Below are 17,406 nucleotides of genomic sequence, written 5' to 3' on the forward strand. Positions count from 1 at the left end.
AGACGCCATGAATCCCATCACCGAAGACGACATCGCCAACTACCTCTCGAACACGCCCGACTTCTTCGAACGCCATGCGCAACTGCTGGCCCAGGTGCAGCTCACCAGCCCGCATGGCAACCGCGCCGTCAGCCTGCAGGAGCGCCAGGCCGAGATGCTGCGCGAGAAGATCAAGGCCCTGGAGCATCGTGTGATGGACATGGTGCGCCACGGCACCGAGAACGTCGTCACGGCCGACCGCCTGCAGCGCTGGACCCGCGGCCTGCTGACCACGCGCGATCCGCGGGCGCTGCCCACGCGGATCGCGAGCGACCTGGAGACGCTGTTCGTGGTGCCGCAGGTCACGATCAAGATCTGGGATTGCGACAGCAGCTACCTCCACGAGCCCTACGCGCAGCAGGTGAGCGAAGACATGAAGGCGCTGGCCACTTCGTTGACCGCGCCCTACTGCGGCCTCAACGCCGGCTTCGAGGTCGCCGGCTGGCTGGCCGAGCCGCAGGCGGCGGTGTCGATCGCGCTGATTCCGCTGCGGCCCGAGCCCGAGGCGCCGGCCTTCGGCCTGCTGGTGCTCGCATCGCCCGATGCGCATCGCTTCAATGCCGAGATGGGCACCGACTTCCTGGAGCGCATCGCCGAGCTGGCCTCGGCGGCGCTCTCGCGGCTGCGTTCCTGATGGTGCGGCGCGCGCTGGCGGGCGCGCTCGTCGTGTTGCTGCTGGGCTATGCCGCGGTCCACGCCACCGTGTGGATGCATGCGCGCGAGCGGCTTGCGCGTCCGCCGGCGCGTGTGGCCGACGCCGCGCTGGTGCTCGGCAACCGCGCGTACCGCGACGGCCGGCCCAACCCGTGCCTCACCGGGCGTGTCGATGCCGCCGTTGCGCTCGCGCGGGCGGGCCTGGTGCGCCAGCTGGTGTTTTCGGGCGGGGTCGACAAGGAAGACGGCCGCATCGAGGCTGAGGTGATGCAGCAGCATGCGCGCGCCGCAGGCTACGCAGGTGCGCTGCTGCTGGAGCCGGTGTCGCAATCCACGCGGGAGAACCTCTCGTTGTCGCGGCCGCTGCTCGAGTCGGCGGGCGTGAAGCGCGTGATCGTCGTGTCCGAGCCCTACCACCTGTGGCGTGTCGAGCGGCTCGCGCGCGCGGGCGGCTTCGATCAACGCTTCGAGGTGCAGTACGCCGCCGCGTCGACTTCCTGCTGGCAGCGCTGGGGCATGGCCTTCCGGGGTGCGTTGCGCGAGCCGCTGGCCATCGTGAACAATGCCGCCAATGGATACCTCCACTGAATCGCCGCTCGTCGAGCGCTACCTCGAACACGTGCGGGTCGAGCGTCGATTGGCGGACCGCACCGTCGAGCTCTATGCGATCCACCTCGAGACACTGATCGCGAATGCCGCAGCCGCCGGGCTGGCTCTGGAGCAGGTGCAGACCGCGCATGTGCGGCGCTGGATGGCGCAGCTGCACAGCGCGGGCCGGGAGTCGCGCGGCATCGCGCTGGTGCTGTCCTGCTGGCGCGGCTTCTACCGCTGGCTCGGCCACGAGGGGCGGGTCGGCTCGAACCCGGTGCAGGACGTGCATGCGCCCAAGGCGGGGCGGCCGCTGCCGAAGGCGCTCGCGGTCGACGAGGCCGTGCAACTTGCGCAGCTGCATGACGAGGAAGCCGATCCCTGGACCGAGGCGCGCGACCGCGCCATCGTGGAGCTGCTCTACGGCTGCGGCCTGCGGGTGGGCGAGCTCACCGGCCTCGACCTGCGCGCGAGCAGCACCGCGCGCGGCTGGGTCGATCTCGATTCGCAGGAGGCCAGCGTGCTCGGCAAGGGCAGCAAGAGGCGCACCGTGCCGGTGGGCGCCAAGGCCGCCGAGGCGCTGGCGGCCTGGCTGGCGCGGCGCGAAGACTGTACGGCGCTGCCGGCCGCGCGGCTGCGCGACCCAGAGGGCGCCGCGGCGCTCTTCATCGGCCGCACGGGCACGCGCCTCTCGCCGCATGCCATCTGGCGCCAGCTGCGCCAGCGCAGCCTCAAGGCCGGCCTGGCCGCGCCTGTGCATCCGCACATGCTGCGCCACTCCTTCGCGAGCCATGTGCTGCAGTCCAGCAGCGATCTGCGCGCCGTGCAGGAACTGCTGGGGCACGCCAGCATCTCGACCACGCAGGTCTATACACGCCTGGATTTCCAGCACCTCGCCAAGGCCTACGATGCGGCGCATCCGCGGGCCCGGGCGAAAGAAGACGGCGGCAAGAAATGAAAACACTCCGCCTGCGCCCCGGCAAGGAACGCTCGCTGCTGCGCCGCCATCCCTGGATTTTCGAGTCGGCCATCGCCAAGGGCGGCGGCGATGCCGGCGAGACGGTGCGCATCGAAGCCGACGACGGCAGGTTCCTGGCATGGGCGGCCTTCAGCCCGCATTCCAAGATCCGCGCGCGAGCCTGGGGCTTCGACGAGCAGCAGCGCATCGATGCCGCCTTCATGGGCTCGCGGGTGACCCGTGCAGTGGCGGCGCGGGAGCGCTTCGAGCTGCCGAGCGACGGTGTGCGCGTGGTGCACGGCGAAGCCGATGGGCTGCCGGGGTTGATCGTCGACCGCTACGGCGACACGCTGGTGGCGCAGTTCCTGTCGGCCGGGGCCGAGCGGTGGAAGAGCGTGCTGGCCGATGCGCTGCTGGCGGTCACCGGCCTCGAGAAGCTCTACGAGCGTTCCGACGCGAGCGGGCGCGAGCGAGAGGGCTTGGCGCCTGCGGCCGGTTGGTTGCGCGGCAGCGGCCCCACCGAGCGCGTCATCCGCGAACACGCCTGGCAGCTCACGCTGGACATCGCCACCGGCCACAAGACCGGCTTCTACCTCGACCAGCGCGACAGCCGGGGGCGCTTCGCCGAGATGGCGCGGCACCGGCGCTTCCGGCGGGTGCTCAATTGCTTCTGCTACACGGGCGGGTTCACGGTGGCGGCGATGTCCGGGCTCCAGGCTGCGGGCGCGCTCGACCAGGCCGAGCTGCTGTCGATCGACTCGTCGCTGCCGGCCCTGCAGCGTGCGCGTGCGCACGTGGCGCTGAATGGGTTCGAAGGGACCCGCGCCGAGTTCCTGGATGCCGACGTCAATGCCTCCTTGCGCCGCTTTCTCGACGAGGGCCGCAGCTTCGATGCCATCGTGCTGGACCCGCCCAAGTTCGCTCCGACGGTTGCCCATGCCGAACGTGCGGCCAGGGCCTACAAGGACCTCAACCGCCTCGCCCTGAAGCTGCTGGAGCCCGGCGGCGTGCTGCTGACCTTCTCCTGCTCGGGCGGCATCGGTGCCGACCTGTTCCACAAGATCGTGGCCTCGGCCGGCATCGATGCGGGCGTGGACGGCTACATCAGCGAACGCCTGGGCGCGGCGCCGGACCACCCGATGACCATCGAGTTCCCCGAAGGGGAGTACCTGAAAGGCCTGGTCGTGGTGCGCAAATAAGGCATCCGGTCCCTCATGGCCTTAGCCCCTGCCGGGACGCGGCTTGGGGCACGTGGCTAAACTTCCCGCCTTCCTCTTCGTCCCCATTCCGGAGCATCCATGGCCCTGATCCCCGCGACCATCCTCACCGGCTTTCTCGGCTCCGGCAAGACCACGCTGCTCAAGCGCATCCTGACCGAGGCGCACGGCCAGAAGATCGCCGTGATCGAGAACGAGTTCGGCGAGGAAAACATCGACAACGACATCCTGGTCACCGAGTCCAAGGAGCAGATCGTGCAGATGAGCAACGGCTGCATCTGCTGCACCATCCGCGAAGATCTGCGCGAGGCCCTGCAGCTGTTGGCCGCCAAGAAGCGCAAGGGGCTGCTGGACTTCGACCGCGTGGTGATCGAGACCACCGGCCTGGCCGACCCGGGCCCGGTGGCGCAGACCTTCTTCATGGACGACGAGATCGCCGAAAGCTATCTGCTGGACTCGATCCTCACGCTGGTGGACGCCAAGCATGCGCCGCAGCAGCTCGACGATCGCCAGGAAGCGCGCCGGCAGGTAGGCTTTGCCGATCAGATCTTCATCAGCAAGACCGACCTGGTGGCGGCCGAGGAGACCGATGCGCTGATCCACCGCCTCAAGCACATGAACCCGCGCGCTCCGCAGCAGAAGGTGCATTTCGGCGACGTGCCGCTGAAGGACGTGTTCGACCTGCGCGGCTTCAACCTCAACGCCAAGCTGGACATCGACCCGGACTTCCTGAAGGAGGAAGACGAGCACGACCACCACGATCACGAGCACGGCGAGCATTGCGACCATCCCTCGCACAAGCACGAGGGCCACGGCCACCACCATCGCCATGACGACGACGTGAAGAGCTTCGTCTTCCGCGCCGACCGGCCCTTCGACCCGGCCCGGCTGGAAGACTTTCTGGGCGCGATCGTCAACATCTACGGCCCGCGCATGCTGCGCTACAAGGGCGTGCTGAACATGCAGGGCACCGAACGCAAGGTGATCTTCCAGGGCGTGCACCAGCTGATGGGCAGCGATCTCGGCCCGGCCTGGGCACCGGACGAGAAGCGCAACAGCCGCATGGTGTTCATCGGCATCGACCTGCCGCGCGAGATTCTGGAGCAGGGCCTGGAGCAGTGTCTGGTCTGACCGCGATCGGCTGACCTTCTATACAATCGCGCGCCTGTTCCGGAGCTCAGGCACCGTCCTTGCCGGGACGATGTGTGACTTTTGGCATAGAGCGGCACACGTTTTCGGCATGCTTTCGGGGGTATAACCCCTGGGTTCGCCGCTGGCGCCCATGGGCAGCAGTGGCGCCCATGGGATCGATCCCTCCCTTTGAAAGCGCGTACCAGTTCGTCGAAGGAGCCAGTCACCGTGAAGAAACCAGTCGCCCAGGCAAAGCCCGTTTCCAAGCCGGCCGTCAAGAAGACGGCGGTTGCCAAGCAGGCTGTGTCCGTCGCGAAGAAGGTTTCCGCGCCCAAGACCGTCGCGCCTGTCGCGCCGCCGAAGCCTTCTGCCACGAGCAAGGCCAAGGCGGGTGCAGGCGCTTCCTCATCAACCCAGGCGGCCGGTCCACGCGCCGCCGCACCTTCATCGATTCCCGCTAAAAAGGCGGTTGCGGCCGCTGCCGCAGCGACACCTGCTATGACCACTCCGACCACCCCCACCGACACTCCTTCCTCCAACGCACCGGCACCCGCTCGCGGTGGGCGCGTCTCGCGGCTGTCGCAGCTGACGGTGCCCTCGATGCCGCAATCGGTGGCGTCCACTGCGGCCAAGTCCAGCTTCGTCCAGGACTTGAAGACCGCGCTGGTGCCGCCGCCGCCGGTCGCCATCAAGAAAGATCCCAAGCTCGCGAACAACTGGAAGACCAAGTCGGTCGAGGAACTCACCGATGCCGAGGTGATCGCCATGCCGGACTCGGAGTACATGAACGAAAAGCAGATGGCCTTTTTCCGGCTCAAGCTGCAAGCGCTCAAGCGCGGCATTCTCGAGAACGCCGGCGAGACCACCGAGCACCTGCGGGAGGACACCGTGGTGGTGCCCGACCCGGCCGACCGTGCCACCATCGAGGAAGAGCACGCGCTCGAGTTGCGTACCCGCGACCGCGAGCGCAAGCTGCTGAAGAAGATCGAGCAGTCGATCCAGCGCATCGACGCCGGCGACTACGGCTACTGCGACGAGACCGGCGAGCCGATCGGCGTCGGCCGCCTGCTGGCCCGCCCGACCGCCACGCTGTCGCTCGAGGCGCAGCAGCGCCGGGAGCTCAAGCAGAAGATGTTCGGCGACTGAGTCGCCGAGGCATCGAAGGGAGTCGTTGCGCATGGCCAAAGAAGACACCGGCCGGCTGCTGTCAAAGGTGGCCAAGTTCGTTCGCAATCCACTCAAGGATTGGTCCGAACTCGACGCCGAGGAGTCCTCGCAGCTCGAAAACGGCTACAGCCGCGAGATGCTCAAGGAAATGATCGAGCGGCGGCAGCGCAATGACTTCGTGCGCCGCCGCGAGTTCGACATGCTGCGCAAATTGCGCCAGCGGGAGGCTGCCGGCGGGCGCGACCCGGGCGCCACGCCGTCCTCCTTCAACATCAGCAGCACCACCGGCAAGACGGAGGGCCGTGCGCTCACGCTCAAGAAGATCGCCGAGATCGAAGAGCAGATGTCGCAGCAATGGTGGAAGAACCGCGGCCCGGGCGGCGAGCAGGGCTCGGGAGAAGGCAAGGCCAGCGGCGACATGGCTGCCCAGCACGCGCGGGCGTACGCCGACACCGTGCCTGGCGTGTCGCAGCCGCAGGGCGCCGCGGGCTCGTCCGCCGTGCCCTCGGTCTCCGACGGCTGCATCGAGGAGGCGGCGATCCGCTTCGCCCACGGCGACGACGCCGGCACGGAAGCCATTCTTCTGCAAGCGCTGGCGCCCGAGGCGTCTGGCGCCGATCATGACGACACGTGGCGGGCGCTGTTCGACTTCTATCGTGCCGTGGGCGATGCCGAGAAGTTTTCGGCGGCGGCTGCGCGCTACATGCAGCGCACCAGGCGGAATGCGCCCGAATGGATCTCGTTGCGTGCAGTGGGGCGCCATGCCCAGGTCGCGGCGGCATCGGCCATCACCGCACCCCCGCCGGCACCGGCAGGCGGCGCCGACTGGGCCAGCCCGGCGGTGCTCAGGCGCGAAGACCTGCTCGGCCTGACGCGAGCGCTCGGTGCGGCCGGCCCCACCTGGAAGCTGGACTGGAGCGCGCTCGACGCCATCGAGCCCGACGCCGCCGGTCCGCTGCGTGCGCTTTTCAACCATTGGGCCGACTCGGCCGTGCAGTTGCGCTTTGCGGGCGCCGATCGGCTGCAGATCGTGCTCACCGGGGCCACTCCGGTCAACGAACGCCGGGTCGACGCCATCTGGTGGCAACTGCACATGGCTGCGCTGCGTGTCATGCATCGCCCCGACGAGTTCGAGTTGCTGGCCCTCAACTACTGCATCACCTACGAAGTGTCGCCCCCGCCTTGGGAAGACCCGAAAGGCGATTTCGGGGAGCTCGAGGTCTCGTCGATCGCGGAAAGGACCTCCATGCCTTCCCCCGCAACGCCTTCCGTGTCCTCGGGATTCTCGATCTCGGGACACGATGACGAGCTGATCGGGGCCGACGCCGTGCCGACCCACGCCGCTGCCGGCCACGGCTCTCTGGTGGGAGAGATCGCCGGCGAATCGCTCTCGACCTGGGAGCGCCTCGACCAGGAATTGGCCGGTGCGCAGGGCTTGTCCATTTCGTGCTCAGGGCTGGTGCGCCTGGATTTCGTGGCTGCCGGTTCGCTGCTGAACTGGGTCACCGCCCGCGATGCGCGCGGCGAGCGGGTGGCCTTCGTCGACGCGCATCGCCTGATCGCTGCGTTCTTCGGCGTGATCGGGATTGCGGACCACGCCGAAGTCGCGATCAGGGCGAACTGACACCGAGCTTCCACGACGCCAGTGCAGCGGGCGTTGGCCTCTTCACCGAAGAGGTCGCCGCAACGCGTTATTCTGTTTCTCGCCCGCTCCCCCGTCCCAGCTTGCATTCGTGCAGCCCAACGCCATATCTTCTCGATGGAACAATTTCACGGAACCACGATCATCAGCGTGCGCCGCAAGACCCCGAACGGCGACCAGGTCGCGATCGGTGGTGATGGCCAGGTCACACTGGGCAACATCGTCATCAAGGGCAGCGCGCGCAAGGTGCGTCGGCTCTACCAGGGCAAGGTGCTCGCCGGTTTCGCCGGCGCCACGGCCGACGCCTTTACGCTCTTCGAGCGCTTCGAGGGCAAGCTCGAGAAGCACCAGGGCCACCTGGCGCGTGCTGCCATCGAACTGACCAAAGACTGGCGCACCGACCGTGTGCTGCGCCGCCTCGAAGCGATGCTCGCTGTCGCCGACGCCCACAGTTCGCTGATCATCACTGGCAACGGCGACGTGCTGGAGCCCGAAAACGGCATCATCGCGATCGGCTCCGGCGGCGCCTATGCCCAGGCCGCGGCCAAGGCGCTGCTCGACCACACCGAGCTGAGCGCTGCCGACATCGTCAAGAGGTCGCTCGAGATTGCGGGCGAGCTCTGCATCTACACCAACATGCACCACACCATCGAGACCCTGTGAGCCCAGCGAGCGACCCCATGCCCATGACCCCACAGGAAATCGTCTCCGAGCTCGACAACCACATCGTCGGGCAGCCCGATGCCAAGCGAGCCGTCGCCATCGCGCTGCGCAACCGCTGGCGCCGCCAGCAGGTCGATGAAAAGCTGCGCGCCGAGATCACGCCCAAGAACATCCTCATGATCGGCCCCACCGGGGTGGGCAAGACCGAGATCGCGCGCCGGCTTGCGCGCCTGGCCGACGCACCCTTCATCAAGGTCGAGGCCACCAAGTTCACCGAGGTGGGCTACGTAGGCAAGGACGTCGACTCGATCGTGCGCGATCTGGCCGAAATGGCCGTCAAGCAGACGCGCGAGAGCGAGAGCGCCAAGGTGCGCATGCGCGCCGAGGATGGTGCCGAGGAGCGCATCCTCGACGTCTTGCTGCCGCCGGCGCGCACGGCGGACGGCTCCAACGCCGAGAGCAGCAACGCCACCCGCCAGGCTTTCCGCAAGAAGCTGCGCGAGCATCAGCTGGACGACAAGGAGATCGAGATCGAGCTGGCCGAGCAACGCGCCCCGCTCGAGATCATGGGGCCCGCCGGCATGGAAGACATGACGGAGCAGCTGCGCGGCATGTTCGGCCAGCTCGCCCAGGGCCGGCGCAAGACGCGCAAGCTCAAGATCGGCGAGGCCATGCGCCTGCTGATCGACGAGGAGGCGGCCAAGCTGGTCAATGAGGAAGAAATCCGCGCCCAGGCGATTCACAACGCCGAGCAGAACGGCATCGTCTTCATCGACGAGATCGACAAGGTGGCCACCCGCAGCGAGGCGCAGGGCGCCGACGTGTCGCGCCAGGGCGTGCAACGCGACCTGCTGCCGCTGGTCGAGGGCACCGCGGTGAGCACCAAGTACGGCGTGGTGCGCACCGACCACATCCTCTTCATCGCCAGCGGCGCCTTCCACCTGAGCAAGCCCAGCGACCTGATTCCGGAGCTGCAAGGCCGCTTTCCGATTCGCGTTGAACTCCAATCGCTCTCGGTGGCGGATTTCGAGAGCATCCTGACCCAGACGCGCGCCTCGCTGGTCAAGCAGTACCAGGCGCTGCTGGCGACCGAAGGCGTGACGCTGGAGTTCACGGCCGACGGCATTACCCGGCTCGCCAGCATCGCCTACGAAGTCAACGAGCGCACCGAGAACATCGGTGCCCGGCGGCTCTCGACCGTCATGGAACGCCTGCTCGACGAGGTGAGCTTCGACGCGGCCAAGCTCGAAGGCGAGACGGTTCGCATCGACGCCGCCTACGTGGACGCGCGTCTTTCGGCACTAAGTCACGACGAAGACCTCTCCAGATTCATCCTCTGATCGTCCTTTTGCACTCGTACGGTTCGCGCAACACATTCATTGCGCGAGCTAAGTACTTCATCTGCAACGGAAATTCGGTGTTTTCGAGGCTTCAGAAACACCGCTAAGTTGTTGATTCCATTACAAAAAATAGCCGCGACGCCCCGTTGCATGGTAGGTGTTTCCTGCTACAGTGCAAAAAAGTGCAGTTAAGTGGGAAAAAGTGTCCGTTCGTGCCTCGCCGAGGTGCACGGCGCCTTTCCAAGACAGGGGTTCGCGGTCGTGTTTCAAGGGGCTTCATCGCTCAGTCTCGATGCCAAGGGGCGGCTCTCCGTGCCGACCCGGCATCGTGACGTCCTGAGTGCGACGGCCGGCAGCCAGCTCACGATCACCAAGCACCCGCACGGCTGCCTGATGGTGTTCCCGCGTCCGGAGTGGGAGAAATTTCGCGAGCGCATCGCGGCGCTCCCCATGTCGGCACAGTGGTGGAAACGCGTCTTCCTGGGCAACGCAATGGACGTGGACATGGATGGCACCGGCCGCGTGCTGATCTCCCCCGAGCTGCGCGCGGCTGCCGGCATCACGCGCGACGCGCTGCTGCTCGGCATGGGCAACCACTTCGAGCTCTGGGACAAGGCCACCTACGACGCCAAGGAGGCCGAGGCCACCCAGGGAGAGATGCCCGATGTGTTCCAGGACTTCTCTTTCTGAGGCCGGCAGTGCAAACGCCATGGAGCCATACGACCGTGCTGTTGAAGGAGGCGGTGGAAGCACTCCTCCCCGGCACCGCGCCCGGCTCCGGCACCTATGTGGATGCCACCTTCGGTCGAGGCGGCCATTCCCGGGCGATCCTGGAGAGGCTGTCGGAGGCCGGCCGGTTGATCGCGTTCGACAAGGACGCGGAAGCGGTGGCCGAGGCGGCGCGCATCGAGGATGCGCGTTTTTCCATCCGGCACCAGAGCTTCGGCCACCTGGGGGAGCTGCCGCCGCGCAGCCTTGCTGGCGTGCTGATGGACCTCGGCGTGAGCTCCCCCCAGATCGACAACCCCGTTCGGGGTTTTTCTTTTCGTTTCGACGGCCCGCTCGACATGCGCATGGACACCACGCGCGGCCAGAGCGTGGCCGAATGGCTGGCGACGGCCGAAGTGCAGCAGATGGCGGAGGTGATTCGTGACTATGGCGAAGAACGGTTTGCTGTTCAGATTGCAAAGGCGATTGCAGCTCGCCGACAAGAACGGGGCCCAATTTCAACCACCGCCGAGCTGGCCGAGCTCGTGGCTGGCACGGTCAAAACCCGCGAGCCGGGCCAGAACCCTGCAACGCGCACATTTCAGGCTTTTCGGATTTTCATCAACGCCGAGCTTGAAGAGCTGCAACAGGCGCTAGAGGCGAGTCTTTCCGTGCTGCAACCCCAGGGCCGGCTCGCGGTGATCAGCTTCCATTCGCTGGAAGACCGCATCGTGAAGCAGTTCATCGCCAGGCATTCGCGCGAGGTCTACGACCGCCGCGCGCCCTTTGCCGCGCCTCGCGCGATGAAGCTGCGCGCACTCGGCCGCATCAAGGCGACCGAGGCCGAGGTGGACGCCAACCCCCGCGCCCGCAGCGCCATCCTGCGCGTCGCCGAACGCACCGGGGAGCCTTGAGCGTGGTGCGCTTGAACCTCCTCCTGCTCACGGCGGTGATCGCCTCCGCGATCTACCTGGTGCACACGCAGTACCTGTCACGCCAGCTGTTCACCGAGCTGCACCGGGTGCAGAGCGAGGCGCGCCGGCTGGAACTCGAGCGCGACCGGCTGGAAGTCGACAAGCGCGCCCAGGCCACGCCCCTGCGCGTGGAGCGGCTGGCCAAGGAACAGCTGAAGATGCGCACCACCACGCCTGCGATCACGCAGTACGTGCGCGCTGACGGCACGGTGATTCCGGCGGTCGCGGCGCCCGCCATTCCGCCCACGGCGCCTGCAGTGCGCCCGGGAGCCGCCGCCGCGCCGGCCCGCAGGAGCACGCCATGAGCCGCACGGCCGCTCCGAAGGCGAATAGCACCGCAGCCGAAGGCGAAGGTACTCCAGCGAGCCGCACGGCCGCTCCGCAGGCGAATGGCATCCTGGCCCGCAGGTTGGAGGTGATCCAATGAGCCGGCGCAGCGTCCAATACACCACCAGCCCGCTGCTGGCGAGCAAGACGCCGGTCTGGCGCAGCAAGTTCATCGTTGCCACCATCGCCTTCGGCTTCCTGGTACTGGCCGGCCGTGCGGCCTATGTGCAGGTGGTCGGCAATGCCTTTTTCCAGCGCCAGGGCGAGGTGCGTTTTGCCCGCACGCTGGAGCTGCCGGCCAACCGCGGCCGCATCCTCGATCGCAACGGCCTGCTCCTCGCCTCCAGCGTGGTGGCGCCCAGCATCTGGGCCATTCCAGAGGACATCGAGCGCGACGACCCGGAGGTCAAGGCCAAGCTGCGCCAGGTTGCCAAGCTGCTCGGCATGGCGCAGAAGGACTTCGACAAGAAGCTGGAGGACGAGGACAAGACCTTCGTCTGGATCCAGCGCCAGGTCGACGAGCCCATCGCCAAGCAGATCGCCGCGCTCAACATCAAGGGTCTGTACCAGCGCAAGGAATACAAGCGCCAGTACCCCGAGGGCGAAGCCGCGGCGCACGTGGTGGGCTTCACCAACGTCGAGGACCACGGCCAGGAAGGCATCGAGCTGGCCTTCAACAAGGAGCTGGCCGGCCGGCCCGGCTCCCGGCGCGTCATCAAGGACCGGCTCGGCCGCGTGGTCGAGGGCATCGGCGAGCAGGTGCCTCCGCTGGACGGCAAGGACATCCAGCTCTCCGTCGACAGCAAAGTGCAGTTCTTCGCCTACCAGAAGCTGCGCGACGCGGTCACCGCCAACAAGGCCAAGGCCGGCAGCGTGGTGGTGCTGGACGCCAGCACCGGCGAAGTGCTGGCAATGGCCAACTACCCGAGCTACGTTCCGGACAAGCGGCAGAACCTGACCGGCGAGCAGTTGCGCAACCGCGCGCTCACCGACACCTTCGAGCCCGGCTCGACCATGAAGCCCATCACCGTCGCGATGGCGCTGGAGGCCGGGCGCATCAAGCCGCAGACGCCGGTCGATACCTCTCCGGGCCGCTTCAGCATCGGCGGCTTCACCATCAGCGATACCCACAACTACGGCCTGCTGACCGTCGAGGGTGTGATCCAGAAATCCAGCAACGTGGGGGCACTCAAGATCGCCCAGAAGATGACTCCACATGAGATGTGGGACACCTACACCGCCCTCGGCTATGGCCAGAAGCCGCAGCTGCAGTTCCCCGGCGCGGTGACGGGTCGCCTGCGCCCGTGGAAGAGCTGGAAGCCGGTCGAGCAGGCGACCATGGCCTATGGCTACGGCCTCTCGGCGTCGCTCTTCCAGATGGCGCATTCGTACACCGCCTTCGCGCACGATGGCGCCATCATTCCGGCGACCATTCTCAAGAGTCCCGATCCCGCAGTAGGCGTGCAGGTGTTTTCAGCGCAGAACGCGTTGGCGGTGCGCAAGATGCTGCAGATGGCCGCCGGCCCGGGCGGCACCGGCCAGCGCGCCCAGACCATCGGCTACTCGGTGGGGGGCAAGTCGGGCACCGCGCACAAGCAGGTCGGAAAGGGCTACGCCAGCAACAAGTACCGTTCCTGGTTCACCGGCATGGCGCCGATCGAGAAGCCGCGCATCATCGTGGCGGTGATGATCGACGAGCCCAGCGCCGGCCAGTACTTCGGTGGCATGGTGGCGGCGCCCGTGTTCAGCGAGGTCGTGCAGCAGACGCTGCGCATGATGAACGTACCGCCGGACCTTGCAGTCAAACCGTTGGTCGTGACCAATGGCGTGGAGGAGAGCTTCTGATGCTGGCGCTCCACAATCCTCTCGATGCCGCGGGCTGGTTGAAGTCCCGCGTGCGCGGCGCGCTGCACGCCGACAGCCGCCAGGTGGGCCAGGGCGACGGCTTCGTCGCCTGGCCGGGCGCCGCGACCGACGGCCGCCGCCACGTCGTGGCGGCCCTGGTTCAGGGCGCGGTGGCCTGCCTGGTGGAGGCCGAAGGCGTCGAGTCGTTCAACTTCGACGAGCGCGACGAGCGCATCGTGCGCTTTGCCGGCCTGAAGGCCGCGACCGGCCCGATCGCCGCCGCCTTTTACGGCGATCCGTCGTCGCGCCTGGACCTGCTGGCCGTCACCGGCACCAACGGCAAGACCTCGACGGCATGGTGGCTGGCGCAGGCGCTTGCCGCGCACGATGCCACGCGGCCTTGCGCCGTGGTCGGCACGCTCGGCATCGGCGTCCCGCCCGACCTCAGCTACACCGGCCTCACCACGCCAGATCCGGTCATGCTGCAGCGCGAGCTGCGCTCCTTTGCCGATCGCGGTTTCGGCGCCTGCGCGATCGAGGCCTCCTCGATCGGCATCGCCGAGCGCAGGCTCGACGGCACACGCATCGCGGTGGCGGTGTTCACCAATTTCACCCAGGACCACCTGGACTACCACGGCAGCATGGACGCGTACTGGCAGGCCAAGGCCGAGCTGTTCCGCTGGCCGGGCCTGCGCGCCGCGGTGGTCAACATCGACGACGTTCACGGTGCGAGCCTCGTGGCCAACCTCGTCGAGCGCGGCGAAGGTGCACCCGAGGTCTGGACGGTGTCGGCCGCCGGCGCGCCGGCCCGGCTCACGGCGACGAACATCGGCCACGGCGCCCAGGGCCTGCAGTTCACCGTGGTGGAGCAGGGCGCAGCGCCCCAGCGCATGGAAACGCATCTGATCGGCCAGTACAACGTGGCCAACCTGCTGGGCGTGCTCGGCACCCTTCGCGCCCTCGGCCTCACGCTCGCGCAGGCCGTGGCCGCCTGCGCGCGGCTCGACAGCGTGCCGGGCCGCATGGAGCGCGTGAGCGTCCCCGGCCAGGCGCTGGTGGTCGTCGACTACGCCCATACGCCCGATGCACTCGACAAGGCGTTGGCCGGCCTGCGGCCACTGGCGCGCCAGCGCGGCGGGCAGCTCTGGTGCATGTTCGGCTGCGGCGGCGACCGCGACACCGCCAAGCGCCCGATGATGGCCGCAGTGGCCGAGAAGCAGGCCGACCATGTCGTGCTGACCAGCGACAACCCGCGCAGCGAGAAGCCGAGCGCGATCATCAGCCAGATCCTGCTGGGGCTGGCGCGCCCGGAGGCGGCCCAGGTCGAACCCGACCGCGCCGAGGCCATCCGCCAGACCGTGGCCCAGGCTGCGCCGGAAGACGTGGTGCTGCTCGCCGGCCGCGGCCACGAAGCCTGGCAGGAGATCGCGGGCGAGCGCATCGCGTTCTCCGACCGGGCGCACGCCATCGATGCGATGACGCGGGCAAGGAGCGCAAGATGAGCGCGCCGCAGGAAGACGCACCGATGATGACGCTTGCGAAGGCACTTGCCTGGCTCCCCGGCGCGCGCCTGGTCGGCGACGCGGATGTGGCGGTCTCGCGTGTGCACACCGATACCCGCACGCTCGCGGCCGGCGACCTGTTCGTCGCCCTGAAGGGCGAGCGCTTCGATGCCAATGAATTCCTGGCCGATGCGCGCGCGCGCGGCGCGGCTGCGGCCATCGCCCACCACGGGCTGGAGGCGGCCGGGCTGCCCGGGCTGGAAGTGCCCGATACGCTCGCCGCGCTCGGCGCTCTGGCCGCGGGCTGGCGAGCCCAGTTCGATCTGCCGCTGGTCGCGGTCACCGGCAGCAACGGCAAAACGACCGTCACGCAGATGATCGCGTCCGTCCTGCGGGCCGCGGGCGTGGACCGGGCGCTGGCCACCATCGGCAACCTCAACAACGAGATCGGCCTCCCGCTGACGTTGCTGCGCCTGCGCGAGCGGCACCAGCTGGCAGTGGTCGAGCTGGGCATGAACCATCCGGGCGAGATTGCCCGGCTGGCAGCGATCGCGCGTCCCACCATCGGCCTGGTCAACAACGCACAGCGCGAGCACCAGGAGTTCATGGCCACGGTCGAGGCCGTCGCGCGCGAAAACGGCGCGGTGTTCGCCGCGCTGCCGGACAACGGCACCGCCGTGTTCCCCTACGGCGACGCCTTCACGTCGTTGTGGAACGAAATGGCGCACGAGGGCGCCCCGCGGCGCTGCCTGAGCTTCGGCGAGCAGGCCGACGCGGACATCGCGCTCGGACGCGCCGAGTGGAAGCATGGTGCCTGGCAGTTCGAGGCGCGAACGCCGCTCGGCGAGATATCCACCACCCTGGCAATCGCCGGGCGGCACAACGTGGTGAACGCGCTAGCGGCCATTGCTTGCTCGCTGGCCTGCGGGGTATCGATCGACAAGATCGCCGAAGGCCTTGCCGCATTCGAGCCGGTCAAGGGGCGCTCGCGGGCGAGCGAACTGCTGCTGGCGGACGGGCGGGCGATCACCGTGGTCGACGACAGCTATAACGCCAACCCCGATTCCGTGCGCGCAGCGGTCGACGTGCTCAGCGGCCTGCCCGGCCCGCGACTGCTGGTGCTGGGCGACATGGGCGAGGTCGGCGACCGCGGCCCGCAGTTCCATGCCGAGGTCGGCGCCTGGGCGGCCGAGCGCGGCATCGAGTCGCTGTTCGCGCTCGGTGACGCATCGATCCACGCCACCGCGGCGTACACCCGCGGCGGGGGCAGCGAGGCGCGCCACTTCGACGACATCGGCACCCTCAACGCCGCCGTGCTGGCGCAGTTGCCGCGCGTCGCGAGCGTGCTGGTCAAGGGCTCGCGCTTCATGCAGATGGAGCGCGTGGTCCAGGCCCTCGCGCGCGCTACCGGGCAACAAGACAACAACAAGGAGGGCCGGCCGTGATCCATGCGCCGCGCACGTTCGCATCATGCTGATGAGTCTCGCCCAATGGCTGCAGACGATCTCCCCGGATCTCGGCTTCCTGCGCGTCTTCCAATACCTGACCTTCCGCGCGTTGATGGCGGCGCTGAGCGCGCTGCTGCTCGGCCTGGGTGCCGGGCCGTACGTGATCCGCCGGCTGGCCGCGCTCAAGATCGGGCAGCCGGTGCGCGGCTACGCCATGGAAACTCACCTGAGCAAGAGCGGCACGCCCACGATGGGCGGCGTGCTGGTGCTGTTCTCGATCGCCTTCGCCACCTTGCTGTGGTTCGACCTCTCCAACCGCTTCGTCTGGATCGTGCTGTGGGTCACGCTGGGCTTCGGTGCCATCGGCTGGGTCGACGATTGGCGCAAGGTGGTGCGCAAGGACCCGGAAGGCATGCGCTCGCGCGAGAAGTACTTCTGGCAATCGGCAGTCGGCCTGACCGCCGCCTTCTACCTGCTCTTCAGCATTTCGGAGAGCTCCAACTGGCGCGTGCTCGAGCTGTTCTACGCCTGGGTGGGCTCCGGCTTCGACCTGGACTTCCCGCCCAAGATCAACCTGCTGGTGCCTTTCTTCAAGGAAGTGAGTTATCCGCTCGGCGGGATCGGCTTCGTGATCCTCACCTACCTGGTGATCGTGGGCGCCAGCAATGCCGTCAACCTGACCGACGGCCTTGACGGCCTGGCGATCATGCCGGTGGTGATGGTCGGCTCCGCGCTGGGCGTCTTCGCCTACGTGACGGGCAGCGCGGTCTATTCGCGCTACCTGCTGTTCCCGCACATCCCGGGTTCGGGCGAACTGCTGGTGTTCTGCTCCGCAATGGCCGGGGCCGGCCTCGCCTTCCTCTGGTTCAACACCCATCCGGCGCAGGTCTTCATGGGTGACGTCGGGGCGCTCGCGCTGGGCGGCGCGTTGGGCACCATCGCGATCATCGTGCGCCAGGAGATCGTCTTCTTCGTCATGGGTGGCATCTTCGTGGTCGAGGCGATCTCGGTGATGGCGCAGGTGGCCTACTTCAAGTACACCAAGAAGCGCTTCGGCGAAGGGCGCCGCGTGCTCAAGATGGCGCCGCTGCACCACCACTTCGAGAAGAGCGGCTGGCGCGAGACGCAGGTCGTGGTGCGCTTCTGGATCATCACCATGCTGCTGTGCCTGGTGGGCCTGTCGACCTTGAAGCTGAGGTGAGC

At 67.8% G+C, this 17,406-nt stretch carries 17 protein-coding genes; all 17 read left to right on the forward strand.

Going from position 1 to position 17,406, the window contains the following annotated elements; genetic code table 11:
• Positions 1-7 precede the first annotated feature (7 nt).
• The 17 genes from E5CHR_RS04625 to mraY all read left to right on the forward strand — a co-directional run bounded on the left by E5CHR_RS04625 (position 8) and on the right by mraY (position 17,404).
• A complete protein-coding gene (locus E5CHR_RS04625) occupies positions 8-673 on the forward strand; it encodes a DUF484 family protein (RefSeq protein ID WP_232061954.1) in 666 nt (221 codons plus the stop codon).
• Complete coding sequence (locus E5CHR_RS04630) at positions 673-1,281, forward strand: YdcF family protein (RefSeq protein ID WP_162578592.1); 609 nt, start codon at positions 673-675, stop codon at positions 1,279-1,281. The genes E5CHR_RS04625 and E5CHR_RS04630 overlap by 1 nt, the downstream gene beginning before the upstream one ends.
• Positions 1,265-2,239 (forward strand): tyrosine recombinase XerC, encoded by a 975-nt coding sequence (locus E5CHR_RS04635; RefSeq protein ID WP_162578593.1) that lies wholly within the window; start codon positions 1,265-1,267, stop codon positions 2,237-2,239. Before E5CHR_RS04630 ends, E5CHR_RS04635 begins: the two co-directional genes overlap by 17 nt.
• Complete coding sequence (locus E5CHR_RS04640; protein ID WP_162578594.1) at positions 2,236-3,438, forward strand: class I SAM-dependent rRNA methyltransferase; 1,203 nt, start codon at positions 2,236-2,238, stop codon at positions 3,436-3,438. Before E5CHR_RS04635 ends, E5CHR_RS04640 begins: the two co-directional genes overlap by 4 nt.
• Before the next feature lie 99 nt (positions 3,439-3,537).
• Positions 3,538-4,587 carry a CobW family GTP-binding protein gene (locus tag E5CHR_RS04645; protein WP_162578595.1) on the forward strand — a complete coding sequence of 350 codons (1,050 nt, stop codon included), beginning with the start codon at positions 3,538-3,540 and terminating at the stop codon, positions 4,585-4,587.
• Between the two features lie 228 nt (positions 4,588-4,815).
• Positions 4,816-5,733, forward strand: a complete 918-nt coding sequence (gene dksA / locus E5CHR_RS04650) for an RNA polymerase-binding protein DksA (protein ID WP_232061955.1) — start codon at positions 4,816-4,818, stop codon at positions 5,731-5,733.
• Between the two features lie 31 nt (positions 5,734-5,764).
• Positions 5,765-7,378: an STAS domain-containing protein gene (locus E5CHR_RS04655; protein WP_162578596.1), complete on the forward strand. Its 1,614-nt coding sequence runs from the start codon at positions 5,765-5,767 to the stop codon at positions 7,376-7,378.
• A 135-nt stretch (positions 7,379-7,513) separates the two neighbouring features.
• On the forward strand, positions 7,514-8,059 hold the full coding sequence (hslV, locus tag E5CHR_RS04660; protein WP_162578597.1) for an ATP-dependent protease subunit HslV: 546 nt from the start codon (positions 7,514-7,516) through the stop codon (positions 8,057-8,059).
• A 17-nt stretch (positions 8,060-8,076) separates the two neighbouring features.
• Entirely contained in the window at positions 8,077-9,399 is a 1,323-nt protein-coding gene (hslU, locus tag E5CHR_RS04665) for an ATP-dependent protease ATPase subunit HslU (protein WP_162578598.1), read from the forward strand.
• Between the two features lie 261 nt (positions 9,400-9,660).
• A complete protein-coding gene (gene mraZ, locus E5CHR_RS04670; protein ID WP_162578599.1) occupies positions 9,661-10,089 on the forward strand; it encodes a division/cell wall cluster transcriptional repressor MraZ in 429 nt (142 codons plus the stop codon).
• 8 nt (positions 10,090-10,097) lie between these two features.
• On the forward strand, positions 10,098-11,021 hold the full coding sequence (gene rsmH / locus E5CHR_RS04675) for a 16S rRNA (cytosine(1402)-N(4))-methyltransferase RsmH (RefSeq protein ID WP_162578600.1): 924 nt from the start codon (positions 10,098-10,100) through the stop codon (positions 11,019-11,021).
• Between the two features lie 2 nt (positions 11,022-11,023).
• Positions 11,024-11,386, forward strand: a complete 363-nt coding sequence (gene ftsL, locus E5CHR_RS04680) for a cell division protein FtsL (protein WP_162578601.1) — start codon at positions 11,024-11,026, stop codon at positions 11,384-11,386.
• Positions 11,383-11,508, forward strand: a complete 126-nt coding sequence (locus E5CHR_RS31955) for a hypothetical protein (protein WP_269474041.1) — start codon at positions 11,383-11,385, stop codon at positions 11,506-11,508. The genes ftsL and E5CHR_RS31955 overlap by 4 nt, the downstream gene beginning before the upstream one ends.
• Entirely contained in the window at positions 11,505-13,253 is a 1,749-nt protein-coding gene (locus E5CHR_RS04685) for a peptidoglycan D,D-transpeptidase FtsI family protein (protein WP_162578602.1), read from the forward strand. Before E5CHR_RS31955 ends, E5CHR_RS04685 begins: the two co-directional genes overlap by 4 nt.
• A complete protein-coding gene (locus tag E5CHR_RS04690; RefSeq protein WP_162578603.1) occupies positions 13,253-14,755 on the forward strand; it encodes a UDP-N-acetylmuramoyl-L-alanyl-D-glutamate--2,6-diaminopimelate ligase in 1,503 nt (500 codons plus the stop codon). The genes E5CHR_RS04685 and E5CHR_RS04690 overlap by 1 nt, the downstream gene beginning before the upstream one ends.
• Positions 14,752-16,200 carry a UDP-N-acetylmuramoyl-tripeptide--D-alanyl-D-alanine ligase gene (locus tag E5CHR_RS04695; RefSeq protein ID WP_162578604.1) on the forward strand — a complete coding sequence of 483 codons (1,449 nt, stop codon included), beginning with the start codon at positions 14,752-14,754 and terminating at the stop codon, positions 16,198-16,200. The genes E5CHR_RS04690 and E5CHR_RS04695 overlap by 4 nt, the downstream gene beginning before the upstream one ends.
• 25 nt (positions 16,201-16,225) lie before the next feature.
• Positions 16,226-17,404: a phospho-N-acetylmuramoyl-pentapeptide-transferase gene (gene mraY / locus E5CHR_RS04700; protein ID WP_162578605.1), complete on the forward strand. Its 1,179-nt coding sequence runs from the start codon at positions 16,226-16,228 to the stop codon at positions 17,402-17,404.
• Positions 17,405-17,406 lie beyond the last annotated feature (2 nt).

It is taken from the genome of Variovorax sp. PBS-H4, assembly GCF_901827205.1.
In the GTDB taxonomy this organism is placed as follows: domain Bacteria; phylum Pseudomonadota; class Gammaproteobacteria; order Burkholderiales; family Burkholderiaceae_C; genus Variovorax.

What these genes read in the sequence shown, in the direction of transcription:
- E5CHR_RS04625 (WP_232061954.1), top strand. Translation starts at nt 8, where the DNA reads ATGAATCCCATCACCGAAGACGACATCGCCAACTACCTCTCGAACACG.
- E5CHR_RS04630 (WP_162578592.1), top strand. Translation starts at nt 673, where the DNA reads ATGGTGCGGCGCGCGCTGGCGGGCGCGCTCGTCGTGTTGCTGCTGGGC.
- E5CHR_RS04635 (WP_162578593.1), top strand. Translation starts at nt 1,265, where the DNA reads ATGGATACCTCCACTGAATCGCCGCTCGTCGAGCGCTACCTCGAACAC.
- E5CHR_RS04640 (WP_162578594.1), top strand. Translation starts at nt 2,236, where the DNA reads ATGAAAACACTCCGCCTGCGCCCCGGCAAGGAACGCTCGCTGCTGCGC.
- E5CHR_RS04645 (WP_162578595.1), top strand. Translation starts at nt 3,538, where the DNA reads ATGGCCCTGATCCCCGCGACCATCCTCACCGGCTTTCTCGGCTCCGGC.
- E5CHR_RS04655 (WP_162578596.1), top strand. Translation starts at nt 5,765, where the DNA reads ATGGCCAAAGAAGACACCGGCCGGCTGCTGTCAAAGGTGGCCAAGTTC.
- hslV (WP_162578597.1), top strand. Translation starts at nt 7,514, where the DNA reads ATGGAACAATTTCACGGAACCACGATCATCAGCGTGCGCCGCAAGACC.
- hslU (WP_162578598.1), top strand. Translation starts at nt 8,077, where the DNA reads ATGCCCATGACCCCACAGGAAATCGTCTCCGAGCTCGACAACCACATC.
- E5CHR_RS31955 (WP_269474041.1), top strand. Translation starts at nt 11,383, where the DNA reads ATGAGCCGCACGGCCGCTCCGAAGGCGAATAGCACCGCAGCCGAAGGC.
- E5CHR_RS04685 (WP_162578602.1), top strand. Translation starts at nt 11,505, where the DNA reads ATGAGCCGGCGCAGCGTCCAATACACCACCAGCCCGCTGCTGGCGAGC.
- E5CHR_RS04690 (WP_162578603.1), top strand. Translation starts at nt 13,253, where the DNA reads ATGCTGGCGCTCCACAATCCTCTCGATGCCGCGGGCTGGTTGAAGTCC.
- E5CHR_RS04695 (WP_162578604.1), top strand. Translation starts at nt 14,752, where the DNA reads ATGAGCGCGCCGCAGGAAGACGCACCGATGATGACGCTTGCGAAGGCA.
- mraY (WP_162578605.1), top strand. Translation starts at nt 16,226, where the DNA reads ATGCTGATGAGTCTCGCCCAATGGCTGCAGACGATCTCCCCGGATCTC.